This is a genomic window from Streptomyces sp. NPDC000941 (genome assembly GCF_053599555.1).
The window spans coordinates 1-18,180 of the sequence record NZ_JBSFMM010000090.1 but is presented as its reverse complement, the minus strand read 5'-3'; the positions used below and the strand labels follow the sequence as shown (position 1 = coordinate 18,180).

The window sequence follows — 18,180 nt, the reverse complement described above, 5'->3', positions numbered from 1 at the left end:
GGAGCGCGCGCCACGGGCCCCCGTGGGCGAGTGCTGTCCTTGCTCGCAGGTAGATTCGAAGGAGGTACCCCCGCCGACGGCGGGGGACGGGTGGTGCGTTCCGGGCAGATCGGACGTGCCCCGACCGACGACAGCAGGAGTGATTCGGGTGGATCGTGTCGCGCTGCGCGGCCTGAAGGCCCGCGGGCACCACGGGGTTTTCCCCCATGAGCGCGAGGAGGGCCAGACCTTCGTCGTGGACCTGGTGCTCGGCCTGGACACCCGGCCCGCCGCGGCCACCGACGACCTCACCAAAACCGTCCACTACGGCGTGGTGGCCGAGGAGGTCGTGGAGGTGGTGGAGGGGGAGCCGGTCGCCCTGATCGAAACCCTCGCCGACCGGATCGCCGAGCGGTGCCTCAAGCACGAGCAGGTGCGGGAGGTCGAGGTCGTGGTGCACAAGCCGGAGGCCCCGATCACCGTGCCCTTCGACGACGTGACCATCACCATCACCCGGAGCCGAGCATGAGCAGCAGCGACCCGACCGTGCAGCCCGTCCCAGCCTCCGTCGTGGAGCGGGTGGACGCGGCCGATGTGACGTTGTCGAATCCGAAATGGGCGGTGATCTCGCTCGGCAGCAATCTGGGCAATCGCCTGGAGACCCTGCAGGGCGCGGTCGACGCGCTGGAGGACACCCCGGGCCTGCGGGTCAAGGCGGTCTCTCCGGTGTACGAGACCGAGCCGTGGGGGGTGGAACCGGGCGCCCAGGCGACGTATTTCAACGCCGTGGTGCTGATCAAAACGACGCTGCCGCCCTCCTCGCTGCTGGAGCGGGGCCACGCCATCGAGGAGGCGTTCGAGCGGGTGCGCGATGAGCGCTGGGGCCCCCGGACGCTGGATGTGGACATCGTCACGTACCAGGGCGTGATCTCCGACGACCCGGTGCTCACCCTGCCGCACCCCCGCGCCCACGAGCGCGCCTTCGTGCTCGTCCCCTGGCACGACGTGGACCCGGGGGCCGAGGTCCCGGGGCTCGGGGCGGTCTCGCGGCTGCTGGCCGAGGTGGGCCAGGAGGGCGTACAGGCGCGGGCGGACCTGGAACTGCGGCTGCCCGAATAGACGTTGATCCTCGTGGGCGCCGTGGATTCCGCGAATCACCCAGGTTCCACGGATCCCGTAGATTTCACGGATCCGCAGATTCCGCGGATCCCGTAGATTCCGCGCGACTGCGTACGACTTCGCGATTACGTACGACTTGAGGGGCGACCGCTCGGTGAAGCAACTTCGGATCAGGGTGCTGCTCGGGCTGTTCGTCGTGGCCGGTGTGGTGTCATGGGCGGGCGCCCGGCTGTGGGACACGCTGGGCTCGCTGCCCAGCGTGCCGGTGGCCGCGCCGATCGTACTGGCCCTGATCGCGGTCGTGCTGGCCGCGACCGCCCTGTCCCTACGGGCCCGGCTGCGCGCCCAGCGCGAGCGCCGGCCCGGTGCGAAGGGCGTGGATCCGCTGGTGGCCGCCCGCGCGGTGGTCTTCGGTCAGGCGAGCGCGCTGGTGGCGGCGCTGGTCTCGGGGATGTACGGCGGGGTCGGGGTGTTTCTGCTGCTGGAGCAGCTGGATGTGCCCGCCCGCAAGGACCAGGCGATCTACGCGGCGGCCTCGGTACTGGCAGGGGCGGCCGTGGTCGCCGCCGCGTTCTTCCTGGAGCGGGTCTGCAAACTGCCCGAGGACGACGACACCGGGAACGGGCCGGGCGCTGCGGCCCGGGCATAGCTCAGCACGGCGGCAGCACGGCAACGGCAGCAATACGGCGCGCGGCTAGCGCGCCATGATGAGGCTCATCGCCTCGGCGCGGGTCGCCGGGTCGCGCAGCTGACCACGTACGGCCGAGGTGAGCGTCTTGGCCCCCGGCTTGCGCACCCCGCGCATGGTCATGCACATGTGCTCGCATTCGACCACCACGATCACACCGCGCGGCTCCAGGATCCGCATCAGGGAGTCGGCGATCTGCGTGGTCAGCCGCTCCTGGACCTGCGGGCGGCGGGCGAAGACATCGACCAGCCGGGCCAGCTTGGACAGCCCGGTGATCTTCCCGTCGTTGGACGGGATATAGCCGACGTGGGCGACGCCCACGAAGGGCACCAGGTGGTGCTCGCACGAGGACATCACCTCGATGTCCTTCACCAGCACCATCTCGTCATGGCCCAGGTCGAAGGTCGTGGTCAGGACCTCCTCGGGCTTCTGCCGCAGCCCCGCGAATATCTCCCGGTACGCACGGGCCACCCGCCCCGGGGTCTCCCGCAGCCCCTCCCGGTCCGGGTCCTCGCCGACAGCGATAAGCAGCTCGCGGATCGCCTGCTCGGCGCGCTTTTCGTCGAACACGCCGACGGGGCCCTGGCCGTCCAGCGAGATGGGGTCGGTCATTCAGCTGCCTCGTTCCTCATGCGCACCGAAAAGACGTAGAAAACCTCAAAACGCGAAACCTCAAAACGCGGATGCCGCGCCCCCCAGGCTAGAACCTGGGGGGCGCGGCATTCATTCCGGGTCGGTTTGGGCCGCTACGGGCCCGTACGGCCCGCAGACGACCCTCCCGTCGGGTCAGCTCTCGGGACCGGCCTCTTCCGGGCGCTCCGCACTGTCCTCGGGGGTGGTGGCCTTCGCGAGACCGGCCGCCGAGGGGGGCTGGGCACCGTTGGCCGGGGCGAGCTCCCGGGGGGAGAGCACCGGCGGGCGGGTGGAGGGCGTACGCCGCGAGGAACCGGTCCAGGCCGGGCGGGCCGGGCGCCTGACGATCGGGGCGAAGATCTCGGCGATCTGCTCCTTGTTGAGCGTCTCCTTCTCCAGCAGCGCCAGGACCAGGTTGTCCAGGACGTCGCGGTTCTCGACGAGGATTTCCCACGCCTCGTTGTGCGCGGACTCGATGAGCTTCTTGACCTCCTCGTCGACCAGCGCGGCGACCTCTTCGGAGTAGTCGCGCTGGTGAGCCATCTCACGGCCCAGGAACGGCTCGGAGTTGTCGGAGCCGAACTTGATCGCGCCCAGCCGCTCGGTCATGCCGTACTGCGTGACCATCGCGCGGGCGGTGGTCGTGGCCTTCTCGATGTCGTTGGACGCGCCCGTGGTCGGGTCGTGGAAGACAAGCTCCTCGGCGGCGCGGCCACCCATCATGTAGGCGAGCTGGTCCAGCATCTCGTTGCGCGTGGTCGAGTACTTGTCCTCCTCGGGCAGGACCATGGTGTAACCCAGGGCCCGGCCGCGGGAGAGGATGGTGACCTTGTGCACCGGGTCGCTGTTCGGAGAGGCCGCCGCGACCAGGGCGTGACCGCCCTCGTGGTACGCGGTGATCTTCTTCTCCTTCTCGCTCATGATCCGGGTCCGCTTCTGCGGACCGGCCACGACGCGGTCGATCGCCTCGTCCAGGAAGTGGTTGTCGATCAGCTTCTTGTCACTGCGGGCCGTCAGCAGCGCGGCCTCGTTCAGCACATTGGACAGATCGGCACCGGTGAACCCGGGGGTGCGGCGGGCGACGGCCGAGAGGTCGACGTCCGGAGCGACCGGCTTGCCCTTCTGGTGGACCTTGAGGATCTCCAGGCGGCCCTGCATATCCGGGCGGTCCACGGCGATCTGCCGGTCGAAGCGGCCCGGGCGCAGCAGCGCCGGGTCCAGGATGTCGGGCCGGTTGGTGGCGGCGATCAGGATGACGCCGCCCTTCACGTCGAAGCCGTCCATCTCGACCAGCAGCTGGTTCAGTGTCTGCTCGCGCTCGTCGTGACCGCCGCCCATGCCGGCGCCACGGTGGCGGCCGACGGCGTCGATCTCGTCGACGAAGACGATCGCCGGCGCGTTCGCCTTGGCCTGCTCGAACAGGTCGCGGACGCGGGAGGCACCCACACCCACGAACATCTCGACGAAGTCGGAGCCGGAGATCGAGTAGAAGGGGACACCCGCCTCGCCCGCGACGGCGCGCGCGAGCAGCGTCTTACCGGTGCCGGGCGGGCCGTACAGCAGCACGCCCTTGGGAATCTTGGCGCCCACGGCCTGGAACTTCGCCGGCTCCTGCAGGAACTCCTTGATCTCCTGGAGCTCCTCGACCGCCTCGTCCGCCCCGGCCACGTCCGAGAACGTGGTCTTCGGGGTGTCCTTGGTGATCAGCTTGGCCTTCGACTTCCCGAAGTTCATCACTCGGGAGCCGCCGCCCTGCATCTGGTTCATCAGGAACAGGAAGACCACGACGATCAGCACGAACGGGAGCAGCGACAGCAGGATCCCGACGAACGGGTTCTGCTTCGACGTCGAGACGTTGTACCCGTCCGGGATCCCGCCCTGCTTCTGAGCATTGGCCTGCAAGGTCCGGGCGATGTCGAGGCCCTGGTCACCGATGTAGGTGGCCTGGAGCTTACTGCTGCCCGAGATCTTGGCGACGTTGTCCTTGAGCTCGATCTTGATCTTGTGCTCGTCGCCGGTCGTCAGCTCGGCGGACTGGACCTGGTTCCGGTTGATCGCCTTGACGACCTGGCTGGTGTCCACCGACTTGTAGCCGCCGGACGAGCCGACGACCTGCATCAACACGACCACGGCGAGGACGGCCAGCACGATCCACATGACCGGCCCACGGAAGTAGCGCTTCACGTCCATCCATACGGGGCGATGCCGCCCCGTCCCTCCTGCCACAGTGAGGCACGGCAGCCCTGGAGGGGCGCCTGTGCGTGCGGTGTATTGCGGTGTATTTGTGGTGAATGAGCTGTGTAATCCTCAGTCTCAAAAAAGACTGACCTTCGGACGGTACCCCAGCATTGTCACCCGACGCCGCCGTGGACTGTTAACAAATCCGCCTTCCCCTGCTCCAACGGCGGGAAACCGCGCCAGGTTCCCAGGCGGTTCCCGCGCCGTCCGAACAGGGGCTGCGCCACCCTCCGGGAAGGGTGCTCAGCCGCCGTACACGTGCGGGGCGAGCGTGCCGACGAAGCGCAGGTTGCGGTACTTCTCGGCGTAGTCGAGGCCATAGCCGACGACGAACTCGTTGGGGATGTCGAACCCGACCCATTTCACATCGATGGCGACCTTGGCCGCCTCCGGCTTGCGCAGCAGGGTGCACACGTTCAGCGAGGCGGGCTCGCGCGAGCCCAGGTTGGACAGCAGCCACGACAGGGTCAGGCCGGAGTCGATGATGTCCTCGACGATCAGGACGTGCTTGCCCTTGATGTCGGTGTCCAGGTCCTTGAGGATGCGGACCACGCCCGAGGACTGGGTGCCCGCGCCGTACGAGGACACGGCCATCCAGTCCATGGTGACCGGGGTGGACAGGGCGCGTGCCAGGTCCGCCATGACCATCACCGCGCCCTTGAGGACTCCGACGATCAGTAGATCCTTGCCCGCGTACTCCGCGTCGATCTTGGCGGCCAGTTCGGCCAGCTTCGCGTTGATCTCTTCCTCGGTGATGAGGACCGACTTGAGTTCGGTGCCCATGTCCTTGTCGTCCACCCGCGCCACTCTCGTTAGGGTTACCGGCTTGACTGGCTGGGCGGGTCAGCCCTGCCGGATGACCAGTCTGCCACCCTCCCGGCGGACCTCCACGCGGCCCGGGAGGTTGAGGGCCCGCTGACCGCGCCAGCCGGTGATCAGGCGGTCCACCTCTTCGATGTGGCGGGCGAAGAGCGAACCGGCGGGGGCGCCCGCGGCGATCGCGGCGCGGCGCAGCACCCGGCGGCGGACGGCGGGGGGCAGCGCGTGCAGCCCGACGGCGTCGAGCTCGACGGCGGCTGTTTCGGCGGCTGTCTGGGCAGCTGTTTGGGCGGCTGTTTCGGCGGTGCCGGGCTCGGCTGCTGTCTGGGCCGCTGTTTCGGCGGTGCCGGGCTCGGCGGGGGCCTCGGTGCCGGCCGGGGCGGGCTTGGCGGCCTTCGCGGCCTTGACGGGCCGTACATCGGTCCGCACCTCCGCCTCCGCCCGGGCGGCCCAGGCGTCGAGCGCGTCGGCGTCGTCGCGCGAGAGCTGGGCGGTGCGGGCCAGCGCCTCGACGACGCCCTTGCCGAGGGCCTTCTCCAGGATGGGCAGCGCCTCGTGGCGGACCCGGGAGCGGGTGTAGGCCGGGTCCACGTTGTGCGGGTCGTCCCATACGGGCAGCGACTGGGCCAGGCACGCCCGGCGGACGGTCTGCCGGTCGAGCCGCAGGAAGGGGCGGCGGTAGCGGCCGCCCGCCCCGGAGACCTGGGCCATACCGGACAGCGAGCGGATACCGGAGCCGCGGGCCAGCCCCAGCAGGACCGTCTCGGCCTGATCGTCGCGGGTGTGGCCGAGCAGCACGGCGACCGCGCCATGGCGCTCGGCCGCGGCGTCGAGGGCGGCGTAGCGCGCGTCACGGGCGGCGGCCTCGGGGCCGCCGTCCCGGCCGACGGACACGCCGATGCACTCGACCGGCTCGAGCCCGAGCAGCCGCAGCCGCTCGGCGACCTCGGCCGCGCGCGCCTCGGAGCCGTCCTGCAGACCGTGGTCGACGGTGACCCCTCCGGCGCGCACCCCGAGCTTGGGGGCTTCGAAGGCGAGGGCGGAGGCGAGCGCCATGGAGTCGGCGCCGCCGGAGCAGGCGACGAGCACCAGGGGCGCCGCGGCGGGGGCGGGGGGCGAGGGCGGCGAGGTCGAGGGGCCGACGAGTACGTCGTGGAGGACGCGGCGGACCGCCAGGCGTATCGCGGCGACCGCTGGATGGGGACCCATGTCCGTTTCCCATCTGTCGTTCGAGGGGGTGCCTCGGGGCCGTTACGAGGGTTTCGTCACACAGAGTTCGTCACGCTGAGTACGTCGATGGTGACAGAAGTGCGCTGTTCCCCGAGCATCGCACGCCTACCCGTCGCTCACGGTCCCTCGGACGGGTGATTAAGAGGGCATAGCGCCCCTATGACTCCGTCCTACGGTGCACCCGCGCGACCCAGTCCGCGGGTTTGCTGATCTCCGTTTTGGTCGGAAGCGTGTTCGGAGAGGTCCAGACGCGGTTGAAGCCGTCCATCCCGACCTGGTCCACGACGGACCGTACGAACCGCTCCCCGTCCCGGTACTGCCGCAGCTTGGCGTCGAGCCCCAGCAGCTTGCGCAGCGCCTGGTCCAGCCGGCCCGCGCCGCTGGCCCGGCGCTTCTGGAACTTCTCGCGGATCTCCGCGACGGACGGCACGACCTCGGGCCCCACCCCGTCCATCACATAGTCCGCATGCCCCTCGAGCAGCGACATCACGGCGGTCAGCCGGCCCAGAATCTCCCGCTGGGCCGGGGTCTGCACCAGCTCGATGATGCTGGGCGTGCTGCCCTCCCGGTCGCCGTCCGCCTCCGGGCGGCCGCCGCCCAGCGACTGCACCGCCTCGCGGAACCGCTCCAGGAGGGTGGCCGGGTCCACCTCGGTCTCGCCGAGGAAAGCCTGGATCTCGGACTCGATGTGGTCGCGCAGCCAGGGCACCGCGGTGAACTGCGTACGGTGCGTCTCCTCGTGCAGACACACCCACAGCCGGAAGTCGTGCGGGGCGACGTCCAGCTCGCGCTCCACATGCACCACGTTGGGCGCCACCAGCAGCAGCCGCCCGCCGCCCGAGGAGGCGGGCAGGTCACGGCTCGGCGGCGCGAACGTCTCGTACTGGCCGAGCACCCGGGAGGCCAGGAAGGACAGCAGCATCCCCAGCTCCACCCCGGTGACCTTGCCGCCGACCGCGCCGAGCACGGCGCCGCCCGGCAGCCCCCCGCGCCGCTCCTGCATCTTGCCCAGCAGCGGCTTCAGCACCTCGCGGAAGCCCGCCACGTTCGCCTTGATCCAGCCCGCGCGGTCCACGACGAGAACCGGGGTGTCCGAGCCCGGTCCGCCCGCCGGGGCCATTCGGGTGAACGCCCGGACGTGCTCCTCCGACGACTTGGCGTACCGGCGCAGCTCCGCGACGACGGCGCGCGCCTCGTCCCGGCTCACGTCGGGGCCCGGCCGCACCAGCCGGGTCGCGGTCGCGACCGCGAGGTTCCAGTCGACCATCTCCGCACCACCGATGCTCGTCATGGCTTCACGGTACGTGGCGCGCGGTCCTTCCGGGAGGCGACGAGGTCATCAGCGGCAGCCGCAGTTCGCGAGTGCGGACGCCATGCGGTCCAGCGCGCGCTGTGCGCCCTGGGGGTCGGTGGTTCCGTTCGTCATAAACGCGAAGACCAGAAGGCGGCCATCCGCGTCGACGACGGTGCCCGCGAGCGTGTTGACGCCCGTCAGGGTCCCGGTCTTCGCCCGGACCACACCACGGCCGACCGCCTGCTGGGCGTAGCGGCCGCGCAGCGTCCCGGTGAAGCCGGCCACCGGCAGGCCGGTGAGGACCGAGCGCAGCTCGGGGTGGTCGGGGTCGGCGGCGCGCACCAGGACCTGGGCGAGCAGGGCCGCGGACACATGGTCGGCCCGGTTCAGGCCGCTGCCGTCGACGATACGGGCGCCCGACAGCGGCAGCCGGAGCCTGTTCAGCCGGTCCATGACGGCCCGTCCCGCGCCGTCGAAGCTGGCAGGTTCGCCCGCGGCGATGGCGGTCTGCCGGGCGAGGGCTTCGGCGATGTCGTTGTCGCTGTTGGTCAGCGCCCGCTCGACCAGGGAGGACAGCGGCTGAGAGCGAACGGTGGCGAGCGGCCGCGCCTTCTTCCCGGCCTTGGCGGCTTTTACGGACCGCGGCTCGCCCTTCACATCGATCCCGCGGTCGCGCAGCATCGTGGCGAACTCCTCCGCCGCGTCGGCGGCGGGGTCGTGGGAGCGGGGGGCCGGGCCGTGGTCGCTGTCGTCCAGGCGGCCCTCGTCGACCATGAGGGGGGTGACGGGGGAGATGTTCTCGTTGGGGCCGATCGGGTGCAGGACCGGGCCGGAGTAGAGCGAGGTGTCGTAGCCCAGCCGGACGCTTTCGGTGCCGCTCTTCTTGAGCGCGGAGGCCGTCTTGTCGGCCAGTTTGCGCAGGCTGGCCGGGGCGTCGGCGCCCTTGGTGGCGCGGGCGGTGAGGGTGGGGTCGCCGCCGCCGACCAGCACGATGCGGTCCTCGTCTTTGGCCTTGCCCTTGCCCTTCGCGCCGCCCTTCGCACTGTCTCCGTCTCCGGGGGCGACGACGGTGGTCTCGATGCGGTGGTCGGGTCCGAGGGCGGAGAGCGCGGCGACGCCGGTCGCCAGCTTGATGATCGAGGCGGGCACCGCCTGGGTGTCCGCCTGCGCCCCGTACAGCTGCCGCCCGGTCGCCGAGTCCACGACGGACACCGAGCGCGGTTTGCCCAGCGCCCCGTCGTCCAGCAGCGGCTCAAGCGCGTCGGCCAGGCCCGCCCGGGTGGGCTGCGGGACCGCGTCGTCGCCGCTGTCCGGGGAAGGCGCGACGGCGGCCGTGCCCAGGGGGGCCAGCACCGGCGAGGCGCTGGGCACGGACCGCCCGGGGCCCTCGCCGTGACGCTCGCCACCTGTGCCGGGACTCCCGGCGGCGCGGGCCCGCTCGGCCGTACGCTGCCCGGAGTCCCACGGCCCGGCCGCGAACACCGTCGCGACCGCCACCACCAGGCCGACGACGGCGGAGATCGCCGACAGTCGCCACGTCAGCCGCTGCTCCACCGTGGCGCTCCGCCACCGGCCCGTGGCGCTCTGCCACTGGCTCTGCCACCACCTGACCTGCCACGATCTGGCTTCAGGCACGTCGGACCAGCCCCTTTCGCCACCACACACCTGCGTGGGGGACACTTAATCACCAGACGTATGTGTTGATCATGGAGGAGCCACCCGTGGAGTTCGACGTCACCATCGAGATCCCCAAGGGTTCGCGCAACAAGTACGAGGTGGACCACGAGACAGGGCGCATCCGTCTCGACCGTCGACTCTTTACTTCGACCAGCTACCCGGCTGACTACGGCTTTGTGGAGAACACCCTCGGCGAGGACGGCGACCCGCTGGACGCGCTGGTCATTCTGGACGAGCCGACCTTCCCGGGCTGTCTGATCAAGTGCCGCGCGATCGGCATGTTCCGGATGACGGACGAGGCCGGCGGCGACGACAAGCTGCTGTGCGTGCCCGCGTCCGACCCGCGGGTCGAGCACCTGCGTGATATTCACCACGTTTCGGAGTTCGACCGCCTGGAGATCCAGCACTTCTTCGAGGTCTACAAGGACCTGGAGCCGGGCAAGTCGGTCGAGGGGGCCAACTGGGTGGGCCGCGCCGAGGCCGAGGCCGAGGTCGAGGCGTCCGTGAAGCGGCTGGAGGCCGCGGGCGGCGCGCACCACTGAGCGTGCCGGCTTTTCTCTTCTTGAGTTGCGCTGAGCCTTAAAGGCCTTAACAGCACAGAGGGCGGACCGGTTTTCCGGCCCGCCCTCTGTGCTGTGTGGGGTCTCAGAAACCGCGGGTGCGCTTGGCGGCGCGGCGGCCCGATGCCTCGGTCTCGGGCCGCGGGGCCTTCAGGAACAGCCGCGCGGCCTCGTTGCCCAGGTTCACCCCGATGGCGATGGCCAGGGCCAGCGCCGCCGCCTGGGTGAGGTGGGCGATACCGCGGTCCAGATTGCCCTGGGCCAGCGCCAGCAGGCCGAAGTACGTGGCGCTACCGGGCAGCAGCGGCCCGATCGCGGCCGTGACGTATGGCAGTGCGGACGCGTAGCGATAGCGGGACAGCATCTGCCCGAAGAGCCCCACCAGCCCGGCGGCGACCGTCGTGGCGGCGACCGCGGGGACGCCCGCGGTGTTGTGCAGCGCTCCGTAGACGACCCAGGCGACCCCGCCGTTGAGGGTCACGAACAGCACGGTGTGACGTTCCTGCTGGAGCAGGATGGAGAAGGTCAGCGCGAGCAGCATCGCCGCGACGATCTGCACCACCGGCCGGTCGACCTGGCGCAGCGCCGCCTCCGGGTTGAGCTTGGCGTCCAGTTGAAGGCCCCCGTACAGCACGGTCAGCACGCCGCACACGATCCCGACGATCAGATAGACGACCTCCAGGAGCCGGGCCGCGGCGGTGATGTAATAGCCGGTCAGCCCGTCCTGGACGCCCGCCACCAGCGCCCGCCCGGGGATCAGTGCGAACAGCCCGCCGGTGATCACCGCGGAGGACTGCAGCCCCACCCCGGCCAGGCTGAGCGCGACGCCCATCGCGGCAGGCGGCATCGCCGCTGCCACGAACTGGTAGAACTCCGGCAGCCCGCGCCCCGAGGCCAGCCAGGCCAGCCGGTCGCCGAGCATCGCGCCGACCGCCGCCGCGAAGAAGACCGGCCAGTCGCCGCCGACCAGCATGCTCGCCGCGCCGGCCAGCGCGCCGCCGGCCAGGGTGAGCGCCCATCCGGGGTAGGGGTGGCGGTTACGGCGGATCTCGGCGAGGCGGCGGTATGCCTCCTCCAGGGTGAAGTCCTCGCCGGAGGTGATGTCGTCGACCAGCCGGAAGACGGCGGACAGCCGGGTGTAGTCGGTGCCCCGGCGGCGTACGGTCCGGCTGGCGGTGACCGGGTCGTCGACGAGCGAGGGCTGGTAGCTGACCGACAGCAGGGTGAAGGTGACGGTCGGCTCGCAGCGGTCGAGCCCGTACGCATGCGCCACGCCGAACATCGCCGCCTCGACGTCCTCGGCCCCCTCCCCGCCCGCGAGCAGCAGCTCGCCGATGCGCAGGATCAGGTCCAGTACGCGCGGCACGGCGGGCCCCGCGTCGTCCTGCCGCTCCTGGCGCTCGGGGACCGGGCGCTCGCTGACCGGCATGCGCAGCATGGTGCGCATCCGGTCCTGCCAGGGGCCCTCATTGGTGAGCTGGATGGCTGGGATGCCGTTGGGCGGGGTGAACGCCGGGAAGTTCGCGGCCTGGCCGCTCTGCGGGCCGGTCCTGACCCCGGCGGGCGGTACGAAGGCCGAGCCCTCGGTGTCGGTTTCGGTGGCGGACTCGGACCGGCCGGAGCCCAGCCCCTCGGGGACGGCGAACTCGGAGGTGGGGTGGTCGTCCTCGGGTACGGGCGGCAAGGGCATCCCGAGCGGCGGAGTGAAGGCGCTGTGCGCCTCGTCCGACTGCGGCTTGCAGCTCCCCGCCGCCTCCGCTTCCGGCACGCTCGCACCGCGCTGACCGCGCTGTCGTTCGGACCCCACGTCGCTTCGCTCCTCACCCGCCTCTGTGCCTGATGTGCGCCGGCCGCCATGCAGCATGGCGGCCACCGAGCCCATTGTGCGGGTCGATGGCCGCTAGCCGAAGGGTGGGGGTTGTGGGGTTTGTGCGTGTGGGATTTGTGCGTGTGGGGTGGCTGGGTGTCAGCGCTTGGCGTGACGGCCGCGCGACGCCGGGCCCGAGGGCTGCTGCGCCTGGTAGCGCGCCTCGGGGCCGGCTCCCGGCCCGGCCGCCGGGCCCGCCGTGGGGCCCTGGGCGCCCATCGGCTCCGCCGGGCCCGCCGCGGCCTCCTTCTTGGCCTTGCTGCGGGCGCGCAGGAACTCGATGGCGATCGGGATCACCGACAGCAGCACGATGCCGACCAGGATCAGCTCGATGTGCGCGTGGACGAAGTCGACCTTCCCCAGAGCGGCCCCGAGCAGGGTGACCCCCGAACCCCACAGCACGCCGCCGATGATGTTGAAGATGATGAAGGAGCGGTAGTTCATCCGGCTCACGCCCGCGATGATCGGCGTGAACGTGCGCACGATGGGCACGAAGCGGGCCAGGATCAGCGACTTTGGCCCGTGCTGCTCGAAGAACTCATGGGCCTTCTCCACGTTCTCCTGCTTGAAGAGCTTGGAGTCCGGGCGGCGGAAGAGCGAGGGGCCGACCTTGCGGCCGAAGAGATACCCGACCTGGTCACCGATGACCGCGGCGGCGGCGACCCCGACACAGACCAGCCACAGGTCCTGCTTGATCACGTCCGTGGTGACCAGCAGGCCCGTGGTGAACAGCAGCGAGTCGCCCGGCAGGAAGAAGCCGATGAGCAGGCCGGACTCCGCGAAGACGATCGCCATGACGCCGAGCAGGCCGAAAGTGTTGATCAGATGGTCGGGGTCCAGCCAACTGGGGCCGAGCGCGAGATTGGTCACGGGTGACAGGCTCCTGGGTCGAGGGGTGCAGGCTCATGCGAGGCCCGGCCGCAGGGTGGGGGCGGACAGGGTGGGGTCATCACAGTGTGCCGCCCAAAGCTATCAACGCCGTATGCGTTCCCTCGGTTCCCGCTGGCCGTACGCCCGGGGAGGCGTACGGCCCAGCCGCAGGGCGTGGCGGGCGCGCGGCGCGGGCTAGCCGTGGCGGGCGGCGTTGGCCGCGATCGCCTCGCGCAGGAATTCGGCAGCACCGGGCCGGATCGAGTCGTAGAACTCCCGGAACCGCTCGTCGGTCACATACGTCTCGCCGATCCCCCGGTGGATCTCGAAGGTGCACTCGTAGAACCACGTGGAGATATGGCGCCGGTGCTCCTCGGCCATGTCCATCGCCCGCTCACCCGAAGCCGGCTCGCCCTCCTCCATGAGGGCGGCGAACCGCGCGCTCCAGTCGGCGACCTCCTCCTGTATTTGCCGCCAGTCCTCCTTGGTGTAGCGGGCCGTGCGCCGCTGGGTCTCGGCGTAGGTCTCGGTGCCGCCCCAGCGCCGCTCGGCCTCCTCCGCGTAGGCCTCGGGGTTCTTGGCCCCGAAGAGCTCGAACTTCTCCTCCGGCGTGAGGTTGATGCCCATCTTCCGTGCCTCCATGGCGTGTTCGACGGCGGCGGCCATCTTCCGGAGCCTTTCGATCCGCTCGGCCAGCACGGCGTGCTGACGCCGCAGATGCTCCTGCGGATCCACGTCCGGGTCGTCCAGCAGGACCGCCACCTCGTCGAGCGGAAAGCCGAGCTCCCGGTAGAACAGGATCTGCTGCAGCCGGTCCAGGTCGGCGTCGTCGTAACGCCGGTGCCCGGCCCGGCTGCGGGCGCTCGGGCTCAGCAGCCCGATCTCGTCGTAGTGGTGCAGCGTGCGCACCGTGACCCCGGCGAAGCCCGCCACCTGTCCCACGGAGTAGCTCATGGCCCGTCCGCTCCTTCCTCGGTACGCGCTCCACGGTGCGTCCTCACGCGACGTGAGGTGCAAGTCCGCATCCCGGAAACTCGGTGGGAGGTGTCCGGGGCGGCTGGCATCCTGCCTGCTGTGCTGGGAATAACAGATCTTTCGACGTATCTGGTGGGTCTCGCCCTGATCATCCTGCTGCCGGGGCCGAACTCGCTCTATGTGGTCTCCGTCGCCGCCCGCAGTGGCGCGCGCACCGGCTACCGTGCGGCGCTGGGCGTGGTGTGCGGGGACACGGTGCTGATGGTGCTGTCGGCGGGCGGGGTGGCCTCGCTGCTGCAGGCGAGCCCGGCGCTCTTCGCCGTGGTGAAGTTCACCGGCGCCGGCTATCTGAGCTGGCTGGCGGTGGGCATGCTGCGCGGGGCGTGGCGGCTGTGGCGGACGCGGGGCTCGCACGGGGCGCAGGACGGCCCGGCGATGGCCGAGGCTGAGATTGGGGGTCACGGCGCCAAGGCGGCGGAGCGTCCGTACCGCAAGGCGCTGGTGATCAGCCTGCTGAACCCGAAGGCCATTCTGTTCTTCATCTCCTTCTTCGTGCAGTTCGTGGATCCGGACTACGCCCACCCGGTGCTGTCCTTTGTGGCGCTGGGCGCCTGGGTGCAGCTGTTCAGCCTGACGTATCTGTCGGTGCTGATCTTCACCGGCGCGCATCTGGCGGCGGCCTTCCGGCGGCGGAAGCGGCTGACCGCCGGGCTGTCGGCGGCGGCGGGCACGGCGTTCCTGGGGTTCGCGGTGAAGCTGTCGCTGAGCAGCGCGGGGTAGCGGCGCGGGAGCAGGATATTCGACTGATACGCCCGTATTGTCGCCAAGGTCAGCCGACGGCTCTCATACGACCGAGGGGACTGGGCGGCCCATGACGCTCCACACGGGCAGACACGGCAAGCGGGACGACGGCAGGCGGCGGCGCAGTGTCGCCGTCAACCCCTTCTACGGGGTGGCCGACCCGGTCGGCGGCATGGCCGACGAGGTACCGCGCAACCGGCTGCCCGACGGCCCGATGGCGCCCACCACCGCCCATCAGCTCGTACACGACGAGCTGATGCTGGACGTCAACGCCCGGCTCAACCTCGCGACCTTCGTCACCACCTGGATGGAGCCGCAGGGCGACCAGGTGCTGTTCGCGTGCCGCGACAAGAACCTGATCGACAAGGACGAGTACCCGCGCACCGCCGAGCTGGAGCGGCGCTGCGTCGCGATGCTGGCCCATCTGTGGCACGCCCCGGACCCGGACTCGGTCATGGGCTGTTCCACCACCGGTTCGAGCGAGGCGTGCATGCTCGCCGGAATGGCCTTCAAACGCCGCTGGGCCAAGCGCAACCCGGCACGCTATCCGGCGACGGCCCGGCCCAACCTGGTCATGGGGGTCAACGTCCAGGTCTGCTGGGAGAAGTTCTGCAACTTCTGGGAGGTCGAGGCCCGCCAGGTGCCCATGGAGGGCCACCGGTTCCACCTCGACCCCCAGGCGGCCGCCGATCTGTGCGACGAGAACACCATCGGCGTCGTCACCGTCCTCGGGTCCACCTTCGATGGCTCGTACGAACCCGTCGCGGAGGTTTGCGCCGCGCTTGACGACCTACAGGAGCGCACCGGACTGGACATCCCGGTCCATGTGGACGGCGCGTCGGGCGCGATGGTGGCGCCCTTCCTCGATACGGACCTGGTGTGGGACTTCCGGCTGCCCCGGGTCGCCTCCATCAACACCTCCGGGCACAAGTACGGCCTGGTCTACCCCGGCGTGGGATGGGCGCTGTGGCGCACGATGGAGAACCTTCCCAAGGAGCTTGTCTTCCGCGTCAACTATCTGGGCGGTGAACTGCCGACCTTCGCGCTGACCTTCTCCCGGCCCGGCTCCCAGGTGGCCGCCCAGTACTACACCTTTCTGCGGCTGGGGCGCGAGGGCTACCGCGCCGTGCAACAGACGACGCGGGACGTGGCGCGCTCGCTGGCCGAGCGGATCGAGGCGCTGGGCGACTTCAGGCTGCTGACGCGCGGGGACGAACTGCCGGTCTTCGCCTTCACCACGGCCGAGGGCGTGCGGAACTTCGATGTGTTCGATGTGTCGCGGCGGCTGCGCGAACACAACTGGCTGGTGCCCGCCTACACCTTCCCGCCGAACCGGCAGGACCTGTCCGTGCTGCGGGTGGTGTGCCGCAACGGATTCACGACGGACCTCTCCGACCTCTTCCTGGAGGACCTGGAGACGCTGCTGCCCGAACTGCGGAGCCAGCCGCACCCGCTGGACCGGCCCGAGAACCTGGCGACGGCGTTCCACCACTGAGCCCGTCCTGGGCCCGTCCTGGGCCCGTCCTGGGGGCCCGCCGTCAGCCCGTCTGTGAGGTCTCCTGTAGGAACTCGGCCCTGCGCCGAACCGCCTCCAGGGCGCCGGGCCTGCGGCCGGGCACCCGCCCGCGCAGCGATATCAGGAAGGGGGCGAGGGAGCCGGCCCTGGCCGAGTCCTGGACGTACTGCCACTGGTGATGGGCCCGGTCCACCGCCCCTTCGACGTCCGGGTCGTCGGCGGCCTGGCCGTTGCCCAGCCGGGCGTCCGCCACCGACATCCACAGCTCGCAGGCGCGGGCGGGATCGTCGGCGAGACGCGCGAGGTCGGCCCGTACCTCCAGCCAGTGGATGGCCTCACCGGAGCGCGGACCGGCCGCGCGAAGGGCCTCCTGCTCCCAGGCCGCCGCAATGGAGGCGGCCTCGCTGTGCCGCCCGGCGTGCGCGGCCTCGAAGATCGCGGCGTGCGGATCCGTCGCGGGCGGCGGGGTCTGTTCCCATTCGGGGGGCGGCGGCGGGGGCGGTAGCGCGGCGAAGGGTTCGGGCGCCAGCCCGTCCGGGAGGCGGTCCTGCGGACGGGGCGCCGGGGCGTCGCCCTCTGCCTCCACCTCTGCCTGCGCCTGCGCCTGCGTCAGGCCGTCCGCAACGCGCGTCACTATGCCGTTCGCACCGGCGGCCTGGGGCTGGTGCGGGAGGCCCGCGGGAGCGGCCGCCGGGACGTAGGCATGGGCGGCGGACCCGTCGAACAGCAGCTCCGGGCCGCCGCCCAGATGCGCCTCGGCGACCGCACGCTCGTGCAGCAGCGCGAACGACGCGTCCTCGGCCGCGCCCCTCAGAGCCGCGGCGAACGCCCGGCTGTAGAACGGCGCCGCGGTCTGCCGCTTGGGCGGAGCGGACGCGACAGAGCCGTAGAGGGTGAGCCCGGCCGCCAGCAGCCGCCCGGCCGGGACGGGGTCGGAGGACAGCCGCGGCCACGCCGTCTCGTCGGCCACCAGATCGACGAGCACCGTGGAGCTGCCCGCCGGCCGCCGCGCGAGCTCGGCCGCCAGCCAGTGCCAGGGCAGCGCGGTGTAGCGGGCGGTCCTCGGCGTCGTACGGGCCAGTGCGAAGTGCGGCAGCCGCTGCTTGGCGTCAAAGGTGAGCTGACCGGCGAGATAGATCAACACCGGCCCCTCGTGGGCGGCCGCGGTCCGCAGATGTGTCAACACCGTCTGCGGATCGGCCGGATCCACCAGTTGTACGACGCTCGCCCCGCCCGCGGTCCCCAGTAACGCGGCGGGCGGTACGGCCGCGAGCTGGTGCAGTGCCCCTGCCGCGTCCATCAGCCGCTGTCTGCCACCCGGGGCGGCGGCGACGAGCAGTGCGTAACCGACCCCGCCCGTCGCCCTCGCGTCCGTGTCCCCCCTGTCGTTCACCATGTCAGCACCGTATCCGGAACCACCCACGACGGGTTCGAAGCAGTTCCCGGATGTGTAGGCCGGCGTCGGCCATTTCGGACAGGTCAGGGTGCTGCGGTCGGCGGTGAACGATCTGGCCGGCGGCCATCTTCGGCCCTTCCTGTACAGATGGGATCAGTTAAGCGGGCGCGGGGAGCGAGAGGGCGGGAGCAGCGCCCCTACCGTGCGCTGTGCGTCCCGTTCGTGGTCGCCCCGCCCTCCGGGTGCCGCATCCGCACCCGCCTGCACCTCTCGCCCGCCGACGAGGAGGTGCTTCGCGCGGCGGGTACCCACCTGGGTGCTCTGGCGGGGGCGGATCTGGCAGCTCGGGTGGCTATCGGCAATGTGTCCCCGGCCTTCAACCAGCGGGCCGCGCGGAAGAAGGCGCTGACGGCGCAGTCCTCCTCCCGCTGGGCGGGGTCCATCACCCGCACCAGCGAGGACCAGTATCAGCTGGCACGCCGGGCGCTTGATGCCCATATCGGATCGCTGCGCCGGGC

At 70.9% G+C, this 18,180-nt stretch carries 16 protein-coding genes and 1 pseudogene; 7 read left to right on the top strand and 10 right to left on the bottom strand.

The genetic code is table 11. The features are described 5' to 3' along the window. Nucleotides 1-148: 148 nt before the first annotated feature. The 3 genes from folB (at nt 149) to ACWDSL_RS26975 (ending at nt 1,747) form a co-directional block, all read left to right on the top strand. Nucleotides 149-508, top strand: coding sequence for a dihydroneopterin aldolase (gene folB, locus ACWDSL_RS26985; protein ID WP_014178507.1), 360 nt, complete (start codon nt 149-151; stop codon nt 506-508). Next, on the top strand, nt 505-1,098 hold the full coding sequence (folK, locus tag ACWDSL_RS26980) for a 2-amino-4-hydroxy-6-hydroxymethyldihydropteridine diphosphokinase (RefSeq protein WP_450489600.1): 594 nt from the start codon (nt 505-507) through the stop codon (nt 1,096-1,098). The genes folB and folK overlap by 4 nt, the downstream gene beginning before the upstream one ends. Nucleotides 1,099-1,252: 154 nt before the next feature. After that, nucleotides 1,253-1,747, top strand: coding sequence for a DUF3180 domain-containing protein (locus ACWDSL_RS26975; protein WP_385625596.1), 495 nt, complete (start codon nt 1,253-1,255; stop codon nt 1,745-1,747). A gap of 45 nt (nt 1,748-1,792) precedes the next feature. Here ACWDSL_RS26975 and folE read toward each other — a convergent pair whose 3' ends face one another. From folE to dacB, 6 genes are all read right to left on the bottom strand, one after another. Further along, on the bottom strand, nt 1,793-2,398 hold the full coding sequence (gene folE, locus ACWDSL_RS26970; RefSeq protein ID WP_089512710.1) for a GTP cyclohydrolase I FolE: 606 nt from the start codon (nt 2,396-2,398) through the stop codon (nt 1,793-1,795). A 174-nt stretch (nt 2,399-2,572) separates the two neighbouring features. Further along, nucleotides 2,573-4,609 carry an ATP-dependent zinc metalloprotease FtsH gene (gene ftsH, locus ACWDSL_RS26965; RefSeq protein ID WP_450489597.1) on the bottom strand — a complete coding sequence of 679 codons (2,037 nt, stop codon included), beginning with the start codon at nt 4,607-4,609 and terminating at the stop codon, nt 2,573-2,575. 291 nt (nt 4,610-4,900) lie between these two features. Next, a complete protein-coding gene (hpt, locus tag ACWDSL_RS26960; RefSeq protein WP_450489643.1) occupies nt 4,901-5,440 on the bottom strand; it encodes a hypoxanthine phosphoribosyltransferase in 540 nt (179 codons plus the stop codon). 60 nt (nt 5,441-5,500) lie between these two features. Continuing rightward, entirely contained in the window at nt 5,501-6,685 is a 1,185-nt protein-coding gene (gene tilS / locus ACWDSL_RS26955) for a tRNA lysidine(34) synthetase TilS (RefSeq protein ID WP_450489595.1), read from the bottom strand. Nucleotides 6,686-6,863: 178 nt separating this feature from the next. Then, nucleotides 6,864-7,997 carry a zinc-dependent metalloprotease gene (locus ACWDSL_RS26950; protein WP_358638584.1) on the bottom strand — a complete coding sequence of 378 codons (1,134 nt, stop codon included), beginning with the start codon at nt 7,995-7,997 and terminating at the stop codon, nt 6,864-6,866. Nucleotides 7,998-8,045: 48 nt separating this feature from the next. Beyond that, complete coding sequence (gene dacB / locus ACWDSL_RS26945; RefSeq protein WP_450489593.1) at nt 8,046-9,635, bottom strand: D-alanyl-D-alanine carboxypeptidase/D-alanyl-D-alanine endopeptidase; 1,590 nt, start codon at nt 9,633-9,635, stop codon at nt 8,046-8,048. 86 nt (nt 9,636-9,721) lie between these two features. Here dacB and ACWDSL_RS26940 point away from each other — a divergent pair, with 86 nt between their 5' ends. Next, nucleotides 9,722-10,219 carry an inorganic diphosphatase gene (locus tag ACWDSL_RS26940; protein ID WP_450489641.1) on the top strand — a complete coding sequence of 166 codons (498 nt, stop codon included), beginning with the start codon at nt 9,722-9,724 and terminating at the stop codon, nt 10,217-10,219. Nucleotides 10,220-10,322: 103 nt separating this feature from the next. On the opposite strand, the gene ACWDSL_RS26935 is transcribed toward ACWDSL_RS26940, so the two are convergent. From ACWDSL_RS26935 to ACWDSL_RS26925, 3 genes are all read right to left on the bottom strand, one after another. Further along, complete coding sequence (locus ACWDSL_RS26935; protein WP_450489591.1) at nt 10,323-12,044, bottom strand: threonine/serine ThrE exporter family protein; 1,722 nt, start codon at nt 12,042-12,044, stop codon at nt 10,323-10,325. A gap of 159 nt (nt 12,045-12,203) precedes the next feature. After that, nucleotides 12,204-12,974, bottom strand: a complete 771-nt coding sequence (locus ACWDSL_RS26930; RefSeq protein ID WP_450489589.1) for a DedA family protein — start codon at nt 12,972-12,974, stop codon at nt 12,204-12,206. A gap of 195 nt (nt 12,975-13,169) precedes the next feature. Next, the gene (locus ACWDSL_RS26925) at nt 13,170-13,928 is read right to left on the bottom strand and encodes a MerR family transcriptional regulator (protein WP_450489587.1); all 759 of its coding nucleotides are present in this window, start codon (nt 13,926-13,928) and stop codon (nt 13,170-13,172) included. Between the two features lie 120 nt (nt 13,929-14,048). On the opposite strand from ACWDSL_RS26925, the gene leuE reads away from it, so the two are divergent. Beyond that, the gene (leuE, locus tag ACWDSL_RS26920) at nt 14,049-14,729 is read left to right on the top strand and encodes a leucine efflux protein LeuE (RefSeq protein WP_450489585.1); all 681 of its coding nucleotides are present in this window, start codon (nt 14,049-14,051) and stop codon (nt 14,727-14,729) included. 91 nt (nt 14,730-14,820) lie between these two features. Further along, the gene (locus tag ACWDSL_RS26915; protein ID WP_450489583.1) at nt 14,821-16,245 is read left to right on the top strand and encodes a glutamate decarboxylase; all 1,425 of its coding nucleotides are present in this window, start codon (nt 14,821-14,823) and stop codon (nt 16,243-16,245) included. Between the two features lie 43 nt (nt 16,246-16,288). Here the strand turns inward: ACWDSL_RS26915 and ACWDSL_RS26910 are convergent, their stop codons facing one another. Next, the gene (locus ACWDSL_RS26910) at nt 16,289-17,662 is read right to left on the bottom strand and encodes a hypothetical protein (protein ID WP_450489581.1); all 1,374 of its coding nucleotides are present in this window, start codon (nt 17,660-17,662) and stop codon (nt 16,289-16,291) included. A gap of 147 nt (nt 17,663-17,809) precedes the next feature. Between ACWDSL_RS26910 and ACWDSL_RS26905 the strand changes: the two are divergent. Continuing rightward, a pseudogene (locus tag ACWDSL_RS26905) lies at nt 17,810-18,180 on the top strand (hypothetical protein); the annotation flags it as partial.